General features: G+C 41.4%; 15 protein-coding genes. 8 read left to right on the top strand and 7 right to left on the bottom strand.

Going from position 1 to position 19,067, the window contains the following annotated elements:
* Window positions 1–78 precede the first annotated feature (78 nt).
* The 3 genes from E2K98_RS08440 to E2K98_RS08430 all read left to right on the top strand — a co-directional run bounded on the left by E2K98_RS08440 (window position 79) and on the right by E2K98_RS08430 (window position 6,473).
* On the top strand, window positions 79–2,211 hold the full coding sequence (locus tag E2K98_RS08440) for a helix-turn-helix domain-containing protein (protein WP_165976214.1): 2,133 nt from the start codon (window positions 79–81) through the stop codon (window positions 2,209–2,211).
* A 168-nt stretch (window positions 2,212–2,379) separates the two neighbouring features.
* The gene (locus E2K98_RS08435) at window positions 2,380–4,044 is read left to right on the top strand and encodes an MFS transporter (protein WP_133333817.1); all 1,665 of its coding nucleotides are present in this window, start codon (window positions 2,380–2,382) and stop codon (window positions 4,042–4,044) included.
* Between the two features lie 212 nt (window positions 4,045–4,256).
* The gene (locus E2K98_RS08430; protein ID WP_133333816.1) at window positions 4,257–6,473 is read left to right on the top strand and encodes a glycerophosphodiester phosphodiesterase family protein; all 2,217 of its coding nucleotides are present in this window, start codon (window positions 4,257–4,259) and stop codon (window positions 6,471–6,473) included.
* 35 nt (window positions 6,474–6,508) lie between these two features.
* Here the strand turns inward: E2K98_RS08430 and E2K98_RS08425 are convergent, their stop codons facing one another.
* Window positions 6,509–7,105, bottom strand: coding sequence for an NAD(P)H-dependent oxidoreductase (locus tag E2K98_RS08425; protein ID WP_133333815.1), 597 nt, complete (start codon window positions 7,103–7,105; stop codon window positions 6,509–6,511).
* Between the two features lie 120 nt (window positions 7,106–7,225).
* Between E2K98_RS08425 and E2K98_RS08420 the strand changes: the two genes are divergently transcribed.
* Entirely contained in the window at window positions 7,226–7,654 is a 429-nt protein-coding gene (locus tag E2K98_RS08420; protein WP_133333814.1) for a MarR family winged helix-turn-helix transcriptional regulator, read from the top strand.
* A gap of 52 nt (window positions 7,655–7,706) precedes the next feature.
* On the opposite strand, the gene kynB is transcribed toward E2K98_RS08420, so the two are convergent.
* From kynB to kynU, 4 genes are all read right to left on the bottom strand, one after another.
* On the bottom strand, window positions 7,707–8,330 hold the full coding sequence (gene kynB / locus E2K98_RS08415; RefSeq protein WP_133333813.1) for an arylformamidase: 624 nt from the start codon (window positions 8,328–8,330) through the stop codon (window positions 7,707–7,709).
* Between the two features lie 119 nt (window positions 8,331–8,449).
* Window positions 8,450–9,289, bottom strand: a complete 840-nt coding sequence (kynA, locus tag E2K98_RS08410) for a tryptophan 2,3-dioxygenase (protein ID WP_133333812.1) — start codon at window positions 9,287–9,289, stop codon at window positions 8,450–8,452.
* Between the two features lie 16 nt (window positions 9,290–9,305).
* Window positions 9,306–10,697 carry an amino acid permease gene (locus E2K98_RS08405; RefSeq protein ID WP_133333811.1) on the bottom strand — a complete coding sequence of 464 codons (1,392 nt, stop codon included), beginning with the start codon at window positions 10,695–10,697 and terminating at the stop codon, window positions 9,306–9,308.
* Window positions 10,698–10,839: 142 nt separating this feature from the next.
* Window positions 10,840–12,114: a kynureninase gene (gene kynU / locus E2K98_RS08400; RefSeq protein WP_133333810.1), complete on the bottom strand. Its 1,275-nt coding sequence runs from the start codon at window positions 12,112–12,114 to the stop codon at window positions 10,840–10,842.
* A gap of 157 nt (window positions 12,115–12,271) precedes the next feature.
* Between kynU and E2K98_RS08395 the strand changes: the two genes are divergently transcribed.
* A complete protein-coding gene (locus E2K98_RS08395; RefSeq protein WP_133333809.1) occupies window positions 12,272–12,889 on the top strand; it encodes a TetR/AcrR family transcriptional regulator in 618 nt (205 codons plus the stop codon).
* An 83-nt stretch (window positions 12,890–12,972) separates the two neighbouring features.
* On the opposite strand, the gene E2K98_RS08390 is transcribed toward E2K98_RS08395, so the two are convergent.
* Window positions 12,973–14,136, bottom strand: a complete 1,164-nt coding sequence (locus E2K98_RS08390) for a Gfo/Idh/MocA family protein (protein WP_133333808.1) — start codon at window positions 14,134–14,136, stop codon at window positions 12,973–12,975.
* A 263-nt stretch (window positions 14,137–14,399) separates the two neighbouring features.
* Between E2K98_RS08390 and E2K98_RS08385 the strand changes: the two genes are divergently transcribed.
* Window positions 14,400–15,176: an IclR family transcriptional regulator gene (locus E2K98_RS08385; protein ID WP_208025340.1), complete on the top strand. Its 777-nt coding sequence runs from the start codon at window positions 14,400–14,402 to the stop codon at window positions 15,174–15,176.
* A 221-nt stretch (window positions 15,177–15,397) separates the two neighbouring features.
* The gene (locus tag E2K98_RS08380; RefSeq protein WP_133333807.1) at window positions 15,398–15,907 is read left to right on the top strand and encodes a DoxX family protein; all 510 of its coding nucleotides are present in this window, start codon (window positions 15,398–15,400) and stop codon (window positions 15,905–15,907) included.
* 58 nt (window positions 15,908–15,965) lie between these two features.
* Here the strand turns inward: E2K98_RS08380 and E2K98_RS08375 are convergent, their stop codons facing one another.
* Window positions 15,966–18,236, bottom strand: a complete 2,271-nt coding sequence (locus E2K98_RS08375) for a TOTE conflict system archaeo-eukaryotic primase domain-containing protein (protein ID WP_133333806.1) — start codon at window positions 18,234–18,236, stop codon at window positions 15,966–15,968.
* A 274-nt stretch (window positions 18,237–18,510) separates the two neighbouring features.
* On the opposite strand from E2K98_RS08375, the gene E2K98_RS08370 reads away from it, so the two are divergent.
* The gene (locus tag E2K98_RS08370) at window positions 18,511–19,020 is read left to right on the top strand and encodes a DoxX family protein (RefSeq protein WP_133333805.1); all 510 of its coding nucleotides are present in this window, start codon (window positions 18,511–18,513) and stop codon (window positions 19,018–19,020) included.
* Window positions 19,021–19,067 lie beyond the last annotated feature (47 nt).

Below are 19,067 nucleotides of genomic sequence, written 5' to 3'. Positions count from 1 at the left end.
CTGAAAATTATATCAATGTACAATTGCACAATAAAATCACTCATTTACTGTATACTAGTCCATAGGGAGGTCTTCTACATGAAAAATCTGCATCTTTACACCTTTCTTTGTAAAAAATTCAATCCAATTCCTTTTCAAATTTACTTTTTTGAAAACAGAAAGCAATCATCTCATTTGCTATATACGAATAATAAAACAGCGCCTAATCACTTTACGATTCTGCCTGCTTCAGCAACAGACAACATCACGATTCAATTTGATGGAAACCAAACGGCGGTTTCTTTTTACTACTCAGAGAACAATCAGGTCCTTCTCACTCTTTCCAGCCCTAAAGTGAACCTTTCAGAGAAAGAACTTGAACAACTGTATGTGATGTTTTCTTTTCTTGAGACGGAAATTACTTTACGGGAGAAAGAAGCCGAAATTGCCAGCATGATCGAAAGCAGTCTTACGATTACATCCTCACTAGAGCTTGAAGAGGTGTTAAATAAAATCATTACGCAGGCCCTAAGTGTCATTCCTGCTGCAGATAAAGGATACCTGCAGCTCTATGATGAAAAAACAAATGAATTAATTCCACGTGCAGCTGTCGGATACAATGAAAAACTTCAGGCGGTAAAAATAAAAAGCGGGGAATCGATAACCGGAAAGGTCTTTCAGGACAGAACACCTGTGATGTATGAATCACCTTCTGAGGTTTTCGAAGAGATGAAAACCATCACAAAGGGGAATTTAACGATTTTTGAAAATTCCATTGATCTTTTGCAAATAAAATCAATGATTGCCATTCCACTAATCTTGGAAAATAAAGCAATTGGAGTTATGGCGGTTCAACAATTTAACACAGAGGGAAAATTGAGAGAGCGCGATTTCAGCTTATTACAAGGATTTGCCGCCCAAGCAGCAATTGCAATTCAAAATGCCAAGCTTTTTCAAGAAAAGAATGCCCGGTTAGCGGAAATCACTAACTTAACACGAGAATTAGAGAAAAAAAATAAACTGTTTTTAAGGCGGGCGGAAATTCATGAAACATTAACACAGCTTTCCTTGCAAAATAAGAGTGTCGAATTCATCATTCTGGAATTGAACCGCATGATGAACAGCGAAATCTTCTTTTTCGATCATCTCGATATGGAGCTTTTCCCAAAAAAGAACATTCCCTCCTCCTATTTAAGTAATGATGAATTCTCAAAAATTCTGAGAACAAGAAAAAGGCCTTTCTCAATGATGATTGTGGATGGGAGCGAAATCGAATACTATGTGTATCCGATTCAGTCGGATCGTGTCACACTTGGCTGTTTTTTCGTCCCGCTGCGGGAGCCGATTTCGCAGCAGGATAAAATGACGATTGAGCAGGCCAGTTCTGTTCTGGCATTAGAATTAACAAAACGAAAAACCCAGGCAGAGGTATATTACAAAAAAACGCAGGAATTATTTAATGACTTGCTGCAATATAAGGACCCATCAGCCCTAGAGGAAATAGGCGAATTATTAGGGTTGAATTCGCAATCACATTTTTCTGTCATATTAGTTGAAGTAGTCGCATATCAAGATTTGCAAACATTAGAAGCGGTGATCCATCGCTTAATTTCCCAATTAAAGCGGCGGATTGCAAGCCAGGGAACCTTGATTTTTGGATTCCATAATAAAGTAACCATTCTTTTCTCGACACAGCATACACACGAGATAAACGAATGGGTCCATTCGCTTCATTCTCTTTTAGTCAAGTGGAGTGATCGCGAGGAAATGCCGCTCCACGCCGGCCTGAGTACGCCGCACGAAGGAATCCAATCGATTGTGAAATGCCATGAGGAAGCAAATAAATCCTTGGCTTATTTAATCAGTCGAAAGCAAACAGGGATGATGGATTATAAGAAAATGGGAATCAATCGGTTATTTCCGACAGGATCCTCTCCGGAAATTGAGCGCTTTGCCGAAGAAATTTTAACGCCGCTTCGGACGGAAAAAGCCAGGAATAATGATCTGGAGAAAACACTGATGACCTATGTAAAATGCAATAAATCGATGATCGAAACGGCTGAAACACTTCATATTCATAAAAACACACTTTATAACCGTATTAAAAAAATTGAAGAACTGCTCGGGCTAGAGTTTCACAACCCGGAGGACTACCTGCAAATTCTATTAGCCTGCCATTTTCAGGAAGATCTTTTGCTTTCACGAAGGAATAATGGAGCTCTGATAGAGTAAGATTTTGGTTAATGCCGCCCCAATTCCTTTTTAAAGCCTATTATCTTAATAAACATGTTATCGACAAAATTCGGGTGGTGACAGGCACCACCCGAATTTTGTCGATGAAACTTTTCTAGCACATCGTTCGTAGGAATATTCATATAGAAGTTGGAAGGGATTGGGTTTATGGGAAATATGATTTTGTTTACGTTTATTATCGGTGTTGTTTCGGTGGTTATTTTGGTCCCTATTAGGAGTCCGAAAGGAAATGCTCCAAAAGCTCGAGGTTTGGTGGTGGGTTTGATTGTTTTTATACTTGCTATTTTCGCATTCTTTTATTTTTCAAACCTAGATCGAAATTTATCCGTCATATGGCCGCTGGCAATCATCTTAACGGCGGCCGGGACAGTTCTTTCCACTGGATTGGAACAAAAGATTAAAGCAAGCCTGTTTTTGGGGAGCCTGGCCCTGGGCATTTACTTTCTTACGGCCTTTCTATTTAATGCCAACGAAAAATATACGATGGCCAAAATGACGGAAAAGGTTGAAATCAAAGCATTTGATGAGCATGAAAAACCGGCAAGCGTCCCGCCGCAATTTGCCCGTAACAAAATGAAAAAGGCATTTGGACAGGTCCCGAACACAAGTTATTATGAACTGGGCAACCTGCAAATCCAAAAAGTGAACGGAGACTATGTTTATATTGCTCCCGTTGAATTCTCGGGGTTTTTCAAATGGTGGAAGGGGTCAGAAACGCCAGGTTATTTTTCTTTAAGCGCAACTGATTCATCAGCAAATCCTAAGTTCATAAAGAAAGAAATGATATATACCCCCTCTTCTTTTTTCAATAAAAATATTGAACGACATATTCGCATGGAATTTCCTAAAAAGATTTTCTTCGGTGATGTCCAGTTAGAAGTGGATGAGGATGGGACACCATACTATATTCGTTCCTACGGTGATTTCATCTCTGCTCGAAATGGTTTTAACGTAGAAGGGGTTGTTTTAGTTGACGCGAAAACCGGGGAAACAAAGGAATATTCATTAGATGAAGCTCCAGATTTTATTGATGGCGCTGTCTCACCGGAAGCTGTCAGCCTGCAAAACAGTTATTTTGGCAACTTTATTCATGGCTACTGGAATAGTAAATTTGGAAAATCAGATGTGAAATTGCCTTCTGATGAGGGTACGGAGGCCAATGTCAGTCCGATTTTTGATGAAAATGGAATCATGTATTATTTCACAGACTTCACCAGCCCGAAGAAAAGTGTCGACTCAATGCTCGGTTATTCGTTGACAAATGCAAGGTCGGGCAAGGCAACCTATTATACGGGAAACCCGGAAGAATCGTATATGGATTCCCAAGGAGCTCTGCAAATTATTGAAAAAAAATTCATTGAGAAAAAATGGGAAGGAAAAATGCCAATCCTTTATAACTTTTATGGAGAGGCAAGCTGGTTGACCCCCGTCCTTGATTCCAATGGATTTTTACAAAACTACTTTATCGTTTCAGCGGCAAATCCGGAAATTTCCGCCTATGGTTCTACGCCGAACGATGCCTTAAAACAGTATAAAACAGCCTTACAACGTGGCAAAGGAACGGTTGACGGCAGTTCAAAAGCCGATGAAAAACAGGTCAGCGGAACCGTCCTTAGAGTGTACAAAGAAAAATCAGGTGACTTCACGGTCGTCTCCTTTCTGCTCAACAATCGCCAAAACTTTATTCTCTCATCTGAAAAGGAACCACTCATCATCTACCTAAAAGAAGGAGATAAAGTAAGACTAACCTACTTAAATACTGAGGAACAATTCCTTCCGGTGAAGGAAATTAAGATTGAAGGACTTCAATAGTACATTCGACAAAAAACGAGTGGTGACAGGCACCACCCGTTTTTTGTCAAATAGGTATTTTTCATTAAATATGCATCTTTTACATCTATTTTTATAAGCAAAATTTACTATTTTTGTCAAATTTACCAAACATTTATATTCTATTAAAGGCCACTTTACAATTCTCCTATAAGTTAAGTACGAGTACATAACCTATAGGAGATGAATGAAAAATGAAAAAGAGTTTAGTAGCGGGAATTGCTTGTCTTTCTTTATCATTATCCTCAGCTGCTCCATGGGCAGTTCTAGCAGCACCTCACCAAACCGTTGCAACTGACAATGGACAATCTACCTTACAGCCAATCACCTCTGATGTAGCGGTTATTGCACATCGGGGAGCCTCTGCATACGGGCCGGAACACACACTGGCTGCATACAAAGAGGCCATTAAAATGAAAGCTGATTACGTGGAATTTGATTTACAAATGACAAAGGACGGTCAGTTGATCGCTATGCATGATGAAACATTGGCGAGAACGACCAATGCAAAGGAATTGTACCCGGACCGTGCACCTTGGCGTGTGAAGGATTTTACAATGGATGAGATTAAACGTCTTGATGCCGGTTCATGGTTCAATGCGGCTTATCCGGAGCTGGCGAAGAAAGAATACATCGGGCAGCATGTTCCTACTCTTGATGAAGCGATTCAATTTGTGAAAAAACATGGGAACGGAAAAGTCGGCCTCTATATGGAAACAAAAGCACCAGATGTTTATCCGGGAATGGAAGAAAAATTGATTGAAATCTTGCAAAAAAACAAGGTGCTAGATAGCAAGAATCTTTTTCTGGAATCATTCAGTGAAGACAGCCTGCGCAAGTTGAAAACATTGGCGCCAAATGTAAAGCTGATTCAGCTATATACGGGGGCGATGCTGAAGGGTAAAGATGTTTATCAGGAATTTAAACGTGTTGCGAATTACGCTTCTGGTGTTGGTCCAAGCAAGGAACTCGTTGTTCCAAAATTCATGGAGGCAGCACACCAAAATCAACTGCTTGTGCATCCATGGACGGTGAATTCCCAGGATGATATAGCGTCCCTTCTTTCCCTTGGGGTCGATGGCGAGTTTACCAATAATCCTGATAAGATGGTTGAACTAACGGACAAGCCATTTATTTCCCATGGCGTTGCGAGTGGTGATGTCACTGATACATCAGCGATTCTATGGGCACGGACAAATGACGCAGCGAATGTCCAATTTGAAATTTCTACGGACAGAAGCTTTAAAGAGCCGTTTATCGTAAAAACCGTTCATGCTGAGGCCGAAAATGATTTTGCAGTAAAGGCTAAAATGGATGGCTTGAAGCCGGATACGACGTATTTTTACCGTGCTCATGCTGTTTCCAGCAGCTATAACGTGAACGGATCATTCAAAACGGCACCGGCTGAAAACAGCTTAAAACCATTGACCATGGTCTGGGGCGGCGATACGGGCGGACAGGGTGAAATCCCGCCATATAACTCATTTAAGGCGATGTCGGCTTTAAATCCAGACTTCTTCCTGTTCAGCGGTGACACGATTTATGCCGATAATAAGACACCGGCTGTGCCAAATCCTCCATCTCAATCGGTACAGGATTTCTGGGCAAAATATAAGGAGAACCGTACGGACGCTGGATTACGAAGCTTGCTGCAAAAAACGGCTACCTTCTCGATTTGGGATGACCATGAAGTGACCAACGATTTTTCGGGACCATCACAGCCATTGACACCGACTGGCCTTCGGGCATTTGAAGATTATTGGCCGATTTCGAATGAACGCAGTTCTGCAGACAAGCTTTATCACACCTATTCTTGGGGCAATACCCTCGATATGATGATTTTGAATAACCGCGGTTATCGTGCTCCAAATACCCAGGCAGACGGTGCGGATAAAACGATGCTTGGCGGGGAACAGTTAGAGTGGCTGAAGAAGCAGCTCCTTGAATCGGATGCCAAAATTAAACTGGTTGCTACTTCTGTGCCAATCTCTGTTCCAACTGGAAAGGCAAATGCCAGGGATGGTTGGGCAAATGGCAATCAAGTAAACCCAAATGATCCGACCGGATATGAGAATGAGTTCAAAAAAATCTCTGATTTTATTGTGGAAAAGGGAATTAAGAATGTATTCTTTGTTACGACGGATGTCCACTTTGCTCAAGTGATTAAATATGATGCCAATCATGACGGCAAAACCGATTATCACGAGCTCATCAGCGGTCCAATCGGCGCGGTAAAAATAAATCCCGGCACACTGGACCCAACCTTTAGCCCCGAAAGCATGTACGCAGAAGGCAATTTCTTCAACTTTGGCGTCTTCAAAGTCGATCCGACAACGAACAAGGCCACAGTAGAAATACGAGATGAAAATGGAAAAATCCATTTCAACCATGACTTCCAATTGGAAGATTAACCATTTCGTTCCCTCCCAGCCCGGGAGGGAATTTTTTAATGATATTCGTGCACCATCCCTTTGAAATAACGATAAATTTTTTCTAGTTTTTTCTCTTGTTTCCCGTTTGGGCTTTCCATGTTACCAAATTCAAAAAACTTTATATTTTTGATGCCTACAAAATGAAATAAGGCTTTCTTCATTAACATCTTATGGGCATTATTTAACCAAATAAGCGGATAGTGGGTTGGTCCTTTCATGGTGGATATACATACAACGGACTTTCCCTTTAAAAGCCCTTCTGGAAATAGTCCTCTTTTATCCCGATAGGCGAAATTTGCGGCAAATAATTGATCAATATATCCCAGCAACATGGCCGGAGGTCTTCCCCACCAGATTGGATAGACAAAGACCATCTGTTCAGCCCACATAATTTGTTTTTGATATTTTTCAATATGAGGATCTCGATACATATCACGTCTTCGTTTATGTTCATTAAACACAAGAAGTGGATTAAAATTCTCTTCATATAAATCAAGGACCTGTAACTCCTTAACGTGAGGATTTTCGTTACATCCTTTGATAACTTTTTGTAAAAAAGCATAGCACAAACTTTGGTGATTAGGATGAGAATAAATAACCAGTGTTTTCATTGCGCACCCCTTATACTTATCATTTGATAACTAAATAATAACTCTCTTTTTATTTAGTTGTCAAATGATAATTGTTATTTGATAACAATTTTGTTATCTTGTCTGTAAGAGGTGAGAGTTATGGACAAAAAAGCTCTTTTTTTAAAATGTGTGGCCTTTACAACCGCTGTTCATCGAGCAACACATGAATTAACAAAAAATGCAAAATCAGATTCGATTACGCCCGTTCAATATAGCATTCTTGAATATATAACAGTAAATCAGCCTGTTTCTCCAAGCGAGATTAGCGATTGTCAGCATATGTCTTTGCCAAATACAAGCCGTGAGTTAAAAAAATTAACAGAAAAAAATTTAATTAAAAAATTCAGTTCCCCAGAAGATCGGCGCAAACAATATATTTGCCTCTCTAAAGAAGGAGAAAAAATAATGGACAAGACCTTTGCATCAATAGAAACTCGTTTCCTTCATCGCATCCAAAATACTTCGGAAAAAGACCTAGAAGACATAAACCGAGCTCTGGATATTCTAAAAGAAAAATTATTTTATTAATCCATTCGACAAAAATCGGGTGGCGACAGGCACCACCCGATTTTTGTCGAATTTAAATTTTCCTTACAACAGCACGTACTGGACTTCCATCGGCTTCTATTAATGGGAGTGGGAGTGCGGCTAATTCGTATTCACCCGGTTCGATTTGTTCCAAGACCAGGCCTTCGAGGATATGGATTCCGTGCCTGGTTAGTTCGTGGTGAGCGGTGAGTTCTTTGCTGTCAATGGGGTCGACGGATGGCAGGTCGAGCCCAATGAGACGGACCCCGTATCCAGCTAAATAGGAGGCTAGTTCGGGTTCAATCTCTGGAATCGCGCTTGGGAACTCCTGTCGGTCCACCAAGGAATCGGTTCTGATTAGCAGACGGGTAACTCCGTCTAGTTCGTAATCAGATAATTCCTTTATTCCGATTGATGTTGGTTTTGGCAGATGAATCACCTTTGCAGGGCCAATATAAAGATTCACATCGAGATCGATGACCTTCTTGCCCTCATTATCAAAATGGAACGGTGCATCAATATGGGTACCGGTATGGGTGCTCATCTTGATTTGTCCGACATTAACCGAGCCGCTTTCTTCCTTGCTCCAATTGACTTTGTATGTAAATGGGGTATCTCCCGGCCAGACCGCAATTTTGTTGTCGAGCGGCTGTGAAATATCAATCCAAGGATTCATGTAAAATGTCCTCCTACTTTACTTTTTATATTTGTTTTTGAAAAATTCTTGTATAGCCCCGAAACGCAAATATCACGCAAAGCGGTCCTCCCATCACCAGGAAGACCGCCTCTTACATTCTACAGCTTCGTCCGTAAACTCAACAACTCAGGGAAAAACTGCTGATCGAGTACTCTTTTTAAATACGTTACCCCAGACGAACCGCCCGTTCCCATTTTGTTCCCGATAATTCTTTCCACCGTCGTCATATGATTAAATCGCCATAGCTGCTGCTGGTTACCGATATCCACCAACTTCTCCGCCAGCTCATATAAATCCCAATATTGATCCGGATTGCGGTACACAGTCAGCCACGCTGCCTCGACACTCGCATTTGGCTCATAATTTTGTGACCAATCCCGATTCAGGGCTTCCTCATCAACCGATAACCCGTGCGCCACAAGCGCCGAAATCGCGGCATCATAAATACTCGGCTCGTTAAGAGCCTCCACCATCACCGGATACAGCTCCGGCTGATGCTGATAGACGGCAAGAGTACGAGCATTCTTGTTTCCAAGCGCAAACTCAATCAAGCGATTCTGATAGGATTGGAATCCAGAAGAATGACCCAATTTATCGCGGAATTGCATATACTCAGAAGGTGTGAGTGTCGAAAGAACGCTCCACGACTGAATCAACTGCTGTTGAATCCGCGATACCCGCGACAACATTTTAAACGATGGCTCCAAATCATTTTGACGAATACACGCAATCGCTGCATTCATTTCATGCAAAATCAGCTTCATCCACAGCTCACTTGTCTGATGAATAACAATAAACAGCATTTCATCATGGTGATCCGAAAGCCGGTGCTGGCTCGATAAAATTTTATCAAGGTGGAGATAATCGCCATAAGACATATCCTTTTTAAAGTCTAATTGAATGCCTTTTTCTAAGTTTTTATTCTCTGAGTTTTCCATTTTCAAGACCTCCTAATTAATCCTCTATCACAATATCTTGTTGGGCAGCTGCCTCCACCCTTTTTTTATGAAAAAAGAAATACACAACCGTTAAAAACACCAGCCATGGGATACCGAACTGAAGCAAAATTTTAAAAGGCGTAAACCACGTCGTAATCATTAAACTCACTAACAGAACCGCCCCAAGAATGGTCAAATAAGGAAATCCGATCATTCTCACTGGCAGCTTACGGCCGCCTGATTTTTCCCACATTTTTCGAAAAAATAAATGCGAGATAAATACCATAAACCAGGTGAAAATTGCGCCAAACATCGAAATTCCCATCATAAAGGCGTACGAAGTTTCCGGGAACAAGGCACTAACAACTGCTGCCACTATAATCCCAACTGCGGATATTGCAAGAGCAGATGATGGCACTCCTCTTTTATTGACCCTTCCAAAAACGGCCGGAGCAAATTTTGACTGCGATAAGGAAAACACCATTCTCGTCGATGCATACAATTGACTGTTCATCGCCGATAATGCCGCGGTTAAAATAATAAAATTCATAATTCCGGATGCACCAGGGATATTCAAAATTTCCATTACTTTTACAAATGGGCTTTTATCGATGCCTGCATTTTTCCAAGGAACAATCATCAACATGATAGCGAGCGTTAAGACGTAAAAAGTAGAAAGACGGAAAACGGTTGCCTTCAAGGCTTTTGGCACTGCAACATCGGGATCCTTCGCTTCACCAGCGGTCACGGCAATCAATTCCGTTCCTAAAAAGCTGAACAATGAAATGAAGATGGCGATCCAGACGCCTTTAAAGCCGAACGGAAGAAATCCCCCGTCGTTTGTGAAATTTTCAGGTCCAATTTTGGCAGCGCCAGAGGTGGATCCAAATAAAACATAGGCTCCTAGTAAAATAAAACCGATAATTGCACTGATTTTAATCATTGAAAACCAGTATTCAAAGGTGGCAAAGGTGTTTACACTGGTGGCATTTACATAAATAAGTACGGCTCCAAACAGCAAAATCCAGACAATCCCCGGAACGGTTGGGAACCAGTATTTCATATAAACGGCAATCGCGCTTACTTCGACGCCGACCGCGAGTACATTGGCAACCCAATACGAGTAGCGGACAAGATATCCGGCCATCGGGTGAATGTATTTTTCGGCAATCAGTCCAAATGATCCTGAGGATGGGTGTGCAACGGTCATTTCCGCTAAACACCCCATGAGCAGCAGAACAATAAATGCCCCGACCGCATAACTAATCAGCACGCCCGGTCCTGCCGTACTAATCGCAAGACCGCTGCCGAGGAAAAGCCCGGTCCCGATGGCACACCCCATCGCAATCATCGTCAACTGCTTTGTTTTTAACTCCCGCTTTAATCCCTTTTCCATCTTATTCTCCATACGTCCCCGCCTTTCCTTTGTAGAAATCGATTTTTGAAAGATCCTAGAGTATATAATTGAATTTTATCCGCGAATTTTTGGGTTTTATCCGCGAATCGGAGTGATTTATCCGCGGATTGATAGCGTTTATCCGCGAATCAATCTATGCTACAATTTCCCGCTCATTCGCAAACTTCTCATATTGCTTTTCAACCATAATCTTTTTCAAAATTTGAACCACGTTCCAAACATCTTCATAGGAAGTATATAGCGCAATCGGGGCAAGACGGATCACGTTCGGTGCGCGGAAATCTGGAATAATCCCATTTTCCTTCAATGATTTACAGATACGTGCCGCTTCCGGATGTTCCAGGCAAACATGGCCGCCTCGGCGTACATCATCACGCGGATTGCCAATTTCAAACCCAATACCCTCCAATTCCGCCTCAATTAAATCCATGAAATATTGATTAATCTCAAGCGATTTTTTTCGAATATTTTCAATTCCTGCTTCAGCATAAATTTCCAGGGAGCCAAGCAGCGGTGCCATACTTAATACATGCGGTGTGCCAATTTGATAAGCCCCCGCTGTTTCCGCAGGTGTGAAAGTATGCTCAAGGTCAAACTGCTTATCCTTACGGGAACCAAACCATCCGGCTAATCCCGGGTTCGCGCCAAAATGTTTGCGGTTGACGTACAGCCCGCCAACACTTCCCGGTCCGCCATTCAAATATTTGTAATTACACCAATAGCCAAAATCGACATCCCATTCACTGAAAGAATGTGGAATCGCGCCGACAGAATGGCAGCCGTCAAAGCCAATTAAAATCCCGCGTTTATGGGCTTCTTTGGTTAACCGCTTCATATCAAGGATTTGCCCGCTGCGATACTGTACCGTTGGAAGAATCACTAACGTAACCTCATCAGTCATTGCTTCAATGATATCCTCTTCTTCAATCAGGCGGCCATCGCGGCTTTTTACACGAATCAAATGCTGTTCCGGATCAAATCCGTGGATACGCAGCTGGCTTTTTAGCGCATAAATATCGGTCGGAAAATTCAACTCATCGGCTAAAATTTTCGTCCGTTTTCCTTGCGGCTGAAAAAAGGTTGCCACCAGCTGGTGAAGATTGACGGTCGTGGAACCGGTTACAATTACTTCATCAGCAGATGCGCCAACTAGTGGTGCCAACCTTTCTGCTAATCTCTCAGAAAGTGCAAACCATGGATGATTTCCCATCGTCCAGCCGTCAATTCCATGTTCTTTCCAATCCTCGACTGATTCTAGAAGGGTTCGTTCCGCCCGCTTCGAAAGCAGCCCCAATGAATTTCCGTCCATATAAATCGTCCCTGGCTTTAGATAAAATTCCTCGCGAAACTGCCTTAACGAGTCCCCCTTGTCCAACTGTTTGGCGTATTCTAAAGTTGGTTGCATCATTATGATTTTCCCCCTTTTTATTACTTGAAGAAACTATACCAATAAATATGACATCATGTCAATATTATAATTTTGAAAATTGCTAATGTTGTAATCACTTTTATTTTTGGAAAAATCCTTATATGCTTAATGGTAGAGAGTACGGGGGGATACGGATATGAATGAGAAACATGATGTGATTGACAAACGCCATTTGCGCTCGATAAAGACAAAGCAAAAGCTGCTAGAAGCAGCAAAGGAGGTTTTTCTTGAGGAGGGCTTTCAAAAAGCAACGATTTCGCAAATGATTAAAAAAGCGGGGATTGGCTATGGCACCGCATATGTTCATTTTGAGGGAAAAGAGGAAATTTTAATGATTTTGATGGATGATGTCATGGAAAAATTTTATGACATTGCCGAGGTTTCCTTTTTACCAAAAACAAAGGAGGAAGCCAGGCAGATCATCCTTTCGCAGGCAACTGCCTTTTTAAAAATGGCCGAAACCGAACGAAGCATGATGCAATTGTTCGAGCAGGCCATTGGGATTTCCCCTTCGATATCAACCAAATGGAAAGAAATCCGCGAAAAATTTATCCAACGAATCTCAAAAGATATTGCCTTCGCTCAAGAAAGAGGTCTAGCTCGAACGGAACTAAACCATGGACTCGTCGCCCGAGGCTGGTTCTTCACCAACGAAATGTACTTATGGGAAATCGTCCGCAACGAACACCTTGGCACCGTCGAAGAAATCGCCGGAACCATGACCGCCGTTTATGCGAACGGACTTTATATTTAGGGATTCTACAAAATTCGGGTGGTGACAGGCACCACCCGAATTTTGTTGAACTCTCAATCTTCAAATCTTCTGTTGTTTAATTACTAATGAGTCCCGCTGACATCCAACGTAGTGTTCGTTACATGCTTTTTCTCAAAGTTGGATGTGTTGATTTTTTCTTGTAATTTTTCATAATACAGATCTGGGTTAACTGGCAATTCTACCGTTTCGTTTAACCAGGAAGATAAGTAGATGGCATTTGAAATTTCCAGCGCATTGACGCCCTCCTCACCAGGTGAAAGTAGCGGTGTTCCATTCCTGATGGCATTCACCCAGTTTTGAACAATGGTCGCATGATTCGCATTTTCACTGATTACGGGAATTTTTATTTTTTCATAATCAGGCTTGCCGAATCCTCCTGCATACATAGCATTAAATTCGCGTTCTGATTGTGATAATTGATAAAAAAGAAGTTCCTCATTTTCGACTATGATTTTTCCCCGGTCCCCAACGATCTCATAACGATTTGTCCCTGGTGCTTCTCCCGTTGAAGCAATGATCACACCAGTTGCACCATTATCATATTCCACAAATGCCGTTACATCATCTTCCACTTCAACATCATGATACTTCCCTACACTACAAACGGCACGAACGCTTTTTGGCAAACACCCCGTCGTCCACTGCAAAAGATCTAATTGGTGAAGTGCTTGATTTAAAAGAACACCGCCGCCTTCCCCTTTCCAGGTTGCTCTCCAATGGCTTGAATCGTAATAGCTTTGCGGACGGTATGAATCCGTAATAATCCAATTTGTTCGTTTTAATTCACCCAGCTGGCCGGATTGAATAAGGTCTCGAATTTTTTGATAAAGGGGATTTGCCCTTTGGTTATACATGATGCTAAACACTTTCCCACAAGATTTCGCTGCTTCATTCATTTCCAGTACGTTTTTCGTATAGACACCGGCTGGTTTTTCGATAAGGACATGTTTCCCTTTTGCAAAGGCCTTTTTGGCTAGTTCTGGATGACTGTAATGTGGTGTTGCAATCAGGACGGCATCGATTTCTGAATCATTGAAAAAGGCCTCTTCGTCCTTGAAAATTTTCACATCTCCCTTTGCATGGACCTTCACCCATTCAATTCGGTTTTCATTCCTGCTGTAAACAGCCGTTAATACCGCTCCGTTAATTTGGCCTTTGGTAAGCATTTGAACATGTGAACTGCCCATATTTCCAATGCCGATCACACCAATTTTAACTACATCCATATCAATCACCGTCCTTTTTGGGATTAATTTTATTATCATTTTTAATGAGGTTTTTATATTTAACCACATTGTGGTACACTTGTATCATAAAGTGGTTAACCTTAGTATAAAATATCATTAATCCACATGTCCATAACAATTTATTACTCTTACTGTCCAGCTTTTATTATTATAAGGCGCAAATTAATGGCCCCATTTTTTCACTGTTATATAATAAATTTTCGTTATAATAGAACGATGGATACAGGAAGGAGTTCATACTTTTGAACATCGATAAACAGGAACAAACCAAAACATCTAGTGTTCAAGTCATTTCTCGTGCGGCAAAAATCTTGAGGGCGCTTCGGGAACATCCAAAAGGATTAAGTCTATCGCAAATTGCCAAAGAGGTGGGGCTGGCTAGGTCAACGGTTCAAAGAATTGTGACTGCCCTGGAGGAGGAAAGTTATGTTGCAGCAGCCTCTGCTAACGGCGGTTTCCGTCTTGGACCCGAGATTGCGATGCTTGCGAATGCAGTCCATAGTGATATAAGAGAAGAAATTAGGCCATTTTTAATACAACTTTCCCATCAAGTCAATGAAACAGTCGATCTCTCCGTATTAGATAACGGAAAGGTGCTTTTTGTGGATCAGATTATTGCTCCGCATCCATTACAAGCAACTTCACAACCCGGGGCATCTTTTCCATTACATTGCACCGCAAACGGAAAGGCCATTCTGGCATCAATGTCTATTGCTGACGTTGAAAAAGTGTTGCCAATGCAGCTGCAACCATACACAGATCATACGATTACAAGCAGGGATGAATTGTTAAAGGAATTGGAAGTGGTTCGTAAAGAGGGAGTTTCTTTTGTTAGGGAAGAGCACATTCCGGGAATTTGTGCAGTCGGCGCAGCTATTTTGGATTCAATTGGGAATTTAAGCGCTGTCTCGATTCCGCTCCCATCAACCCGTTTTTATGGTAACGAGCAGAAGCTCGCTGCAGCCCTCCGCAATACATGCCAAGCTATAAACCAGCATTTTGATATCAAAAAAGTGTAATCTTAAGCCCTGTGAAAAAGTAGTTGGTATTCGACAAAAGTCGGGTGGTGACAGGCACCACCCGATTTTTGTCGATTCCCACACCCTTGTAATAATTTGTTCAAACCTTTATTACAGATTTGTGAAACAGTAAACAAAGAACTCTCATTTCAAGATAAACGGATTATAATATAAGTGTAATCAAGTTATTAATAATACTTTTTCTAAAAGGGGTCTTTTATATGTTTAGCAAATTTTTAAGAGAGAACAAAGTCGCTGCTGCTCTTCTTACAGTCATTCGCTTATATCTTGGGTATGAATGGATGATGGCCGGTCTTCACAAACTCACAGGTGGATTTGATGCTACAGGATTTTTGAAAGGCGCAATCGCAAACCCGGTCAAAGGTCCAGATGGAAGCATTGTCTATGCCACTTACGTTGGGTTCTTAAAACACTTTGCCCTTCCAAATGCAGATCTTTTCAATACGATGATTCCATTAGGTGAGTTCCTTGTTGGTTTAGGCTTGATTCTTGGTTGCTTAACAACTGCCGCTGTATTCTTTGCACTTGTCATGAATTTCGCTTATGTAATGGCCGGAACCGTTTCTAGCAACCCATTAGATATTTTACTAGGTGTCATGATTATCGCTGCGGGTTACAACGCAGGCCGCTTCGGGCTGGACCGTTGGGTGGTACCGTTTATTCGTAGAACAACTGTGAAAGGAAATAAAGCAGTGAACCACACTGCATAACGCAAAAGCACCTCAAACCTGAACTTTCCCAGGAATGAGGTGCTTTTTGTCGAATGAATTAAAACAATTTCATCTGCTCCGATACATTCTTTTCATCTCCTAACACATACCCCATAGAGTTGTATCCAATCATCCTTTTTTCGTACATGGATTTTAATATTGGGACTTTTTCGTCTACGTAATCATAGACTCGAACTTCCTGCTTGCCCTCGTGCTCGCGGTGAAGGCGGCCGACGTATTGCTGTAGGGTGCCTTTCCAGGAAATGGGCATCGTTAAAAATAGGGTATCGAGCCTGGAATCGTCAAAGCCTTCTCCAATATATTTTCCAGTCGCGATAATCAGTCTTTCCTCGTTGTCCGGGATTTTCGCTAATCGCTCAAGCTCCCTTTTTTGATCCTTTTTCTTCATATTTCCGGCTAGCACAATAATATTCTTTGCAAACCGATTAAATTGTTTTTTCAAAGATTCCAAGTGTTCAAGCCGCTCTGTTAAAATAATGGGGCAACGTCTTTCCTCTAAAGCCTTCAGCACATCATCAAAAATTAAAAGATTCCTCGCGTCATCTGAAGCCAACTCCTCATAGATTTCGTGAAATTCTGTTTTTTTCGTAGTAAACTGAGTCTTCCTTGGAATCAATCGATGACCGAACGGCCGAACTTTTGCCTGAGATTTCGCATCGATTTTACAACGGATGGGGCCGCACTGCATCGTAATAATCGGATGCATTCCATCCTTTCGTTTGGGCGTAGCGGTTAATCCTAATACGTATTTGGGCCGGATTTGTTTTAAAACATTTTCAAATGTGACCGCTGAAATAATATGGCATTCATCCACAATAATTTGCCCATATTGGGTAATGAACGATTTCAACTGTCCTCCGTAATTCAAACTTTGAATTGTTGCAATATCAACTTTTCCCGTAACATGATTTTTCCCGCCGCCAATTTGGCCAATTTCTTTTGGAGAAACATTTAAAAAGGTTGCGAGTCTTTCCACCCATTGCTTCATTAATTGCGTGCGATGGACAATAATGAGTGTGCTCGCTTTTCTATTCGCAATGACGGCTGTGGCTACAACGGTTTTACCAAAACCGGTTGTGGCCGAAAGAGTACCGCAATTATCTTTAACCAAAGTGTCCACAACTTCGGCTTGCTGTGAAGTTAATTTTCCATGAAAGTCTACAGTAATATTTTCACCCTCATAGGTTTCTTCAAAAATATTCACCTTAATTGATTGTTTTTTTAATAAATGGAGTAATTCTTCAAAACAGCCCCTCGGCAGCACTAAATCGTCTTGTTCATGGTAAGCGCACTGAATCGTTCTTGGAATCCCCTGAGTTGAAAATCTTTTTGCCTGTGCTTTGTAATACTCTGGGTTAGTAAAGGAAGCGATAGCGCTAATTTGCGTTAACAATGAGGAAGGAATTCCGCTCTGCTTTAAATGAATTCCCTTTTTGAGTTCAATTTGAATTTCCTCCGGTGGTGTCACTGTTTCATCCATCTCTTCACGAATAGCAGTCCGAATTTCCTCCTCCGTTATCTTACGTACGGTGGATAAATACAGCCATTGATCCGGATAGGGTATGAAATGTTCATCAATAAATAGACTGTTTCCGTTCTGCCCCGGCCCTTTCTGAAGCGGCAAAGCAATAAGATTACCGAATCCGCCTTCTTCCAAAGAATCTTGGCTGGGGAATAACCGATCAAATGATTCAAGGGTAAATCCAGTATTTTGCTCTTTTGTTTTTTTCAAAAGAAACCTGCCTAATTTTCTAGCGGTAACGGCATAAACCTCTGTAGAAAAGAAAATCCATACATGGGCACCGTTTCCCGACCTCGACCTTTCAATATGGTATGGAATTTTTAGGTTCTTACAGGTTTCTGAGAATGCTATAACATCCTGCTGCCATTGCTTTTTATCAAAATCAACCGCTAGAAACGTACTGGTGTTGTCTTGTAATAAGGGATAAATTCCAATGGTTTGCTTGCCATTCATGTGATCAATAAAGACCTGGTCTGTTAGCGGCAGGAGTTTTCGATGCTGACATTGATTACATGGCAGGTCTGGTTTTTGACAAATCGGTTTCTGCCATTCTAGTGCGCACGCGGGAGCATAGCCCTTACCGCCTTTTTTAGATTCCCAACGCTGTGCATAAAAATCTGTCCTACCTCTAAATAGACCTTTAAAAATAGCTATTTTATCTTCTAAGGAAGACTTCTTCGTCACAATTATACCAGGATGAATCCCACTATGATTGTGCATCATCTTAACCAACAATTGCTTTAAATAATAGTTTTCCTTTCGCAACTGTTCTAATTGTTCTAACATAGCAATCCCTCAGTAATTAAGATTTTCATAGTACTATTATAGCCAATAAGTTTAAGAGAATATCAGAAGAAGGTGCTGAGGTATTCGACAAAAAACGAGTGGTTACAGGCACCACCCGTTTTTTGTCGAATCAAACACCCTTGTAATAATTTGTTCAAACCTTTATTACAAATTTGTGAAACAGTGAACAAATAACTCTCATTTCAAGATAAACGGATTATAATATAAGTGTAATCAAGTTATTAATAATACTTTTTCTAAAGGGGTCTTTTATATGTTTAACAAATTTTTAAGAGAGAACAAAGTCGCTGCAGCCCTTCTTACCGTCGTTCGGTTATATCTTGGATATTCTTGGTTAACAGCTGGATTTCACAAGCTAACAGGCGGGTTTGACGCAGCTGGATTCCTAAAAGGCGCAATCGCCAACCCGGTCAAAGGTCCGGATGGCAGCGCCGTCTATGCGGGGTATGTAAGTTTCTTACAACATTTTGCATTACCAAATGTGGATCTTTTCAATACCATTATTCCTTTAGGTGAATTCCTTGTCGGCTTAGGATTAATTCTTGGATGCTTAACCGCTGCTGCTGCGTTCTTTGGAGTAGTTATGAACCTCTCATTCATAATGGCAGGAACCGTTTCTCACAGCCCAACTGATATTATCATGGGAGCAATCATCATTGCAGCCGGCTACAACGCAGGCCGATACGGTTTAGACCGCTGGGTGATACCGTTCATCCGTAGAACAACTGCAAAAGGAAATAAAGCAGTGAACCACACTGCATAACGCAAAAAGCACCTCAAACCTGAATTTTATTGGGAATGAGGTGCTTT

The organism is Bacillus salipaludis (assembly GCF_004358205.1).
Note: the sequence above shows the minus strand (reverse complement) of the source record. Positions and strands in the feature narration are given on the sequence as shown.

Bases quoted from the DNA above. Each gene is read 5' to 3' on its own strand.
- E2K98_RS08440 (WP_165976214.1), top strand. From the start codon at position 79: ATGAAAAATCTGCATCTTTACACCTTTCTTTGTAAAAAATTCAATCCA.
- E2K98_RS08435 (WP_133333817.1), top strand. From the start codon at position 2,380: ATGGGAAATATGATTTTGTTTACGTTTATTATCGGTGTTGTTTCGGTG.
- E2K98_RS08430 (WP_133333816.1), top strand. From the start codon at position 4,257: ATGAAAAAGAGTTTAGTAGCGGGAATTGCTTGTCTTTCTTTATCATTA.
- E2K98_RS08425 (WP_133333815.1), bottom strand. From the start codon at position 7,105: ATGAAAACACTGGTTATTTATTCTCATCCTAATCACCAAAGTTTGTGC.
- E2K98_RS08420 (WP_133333814.1), top strand. From the start codon at position 7,226: ATGGACAAAAAAGCTCTTTTTTTAAAATGTGTGGCCTTTACAACCGCT.
- kynB (WP_133333813.1), bottom strand. From the start codon at position 8,330: ATGAATCCTTGGATTGATATTTCACAGCCGCTCGACAACAAAATTGCG.
- kynA (WP_133333812.1), bottom strand. From the start codon at position 9,289: ATGGAAAACTCAGAGAATAAAAACTTAGAAAAAGGCATTCAATTAGAC.
- E2K98_RS08405 (WP_133333811.1), bottom strand. From the start codon at position 10,697: ATGGAGAATAAGATGGAAAAGGGATTAAAGCGGGAGTTAAAAACAAAG.
- kynU (WP_133333810.1), bottom strand. From the start codon at position 12,114: ATGATGCAACCAACTTTAGAATACGCCAAACAGTTGGACAAGGGGGAC.
- E2K98_RS08395 (WP_133333809.1), top strand. From the start codon at position 12,272: ATGAATGAGAAACATGATGTGATTGACAAACGCCATTTGCGCTCGATA.
- E2K98_RS08390 (WP_133333808.1), bottom strand. From the start codon at position 14,136: ATGGATGTAGTTAAAATTGGTGTGATCGGCATTGGAAATATGGGCAGT.
- E2K98_RS08380 (WP_133333807.1), top strand. From the start codon at position 15,398: ATGTTTAGCAAATTTTTAAGAGAGAACAAAGTCGCTGCTGCTCTTCTT.
- E2K98_RS08375 (WP_133333806.1), bottom strand. From the start codon at position 18,236: ATGTTAGAACAATTAGAACAGTTGCGAAAGGAAAACTATTATTTAAAG.
- E2K98_RS08370 (WP_133333805.1), top strand. From the start codon at position 18,511: ATGTTTAACAAATTTTTAAGAGAGAACAAAGTCGCTGCAGCCCTTCTT.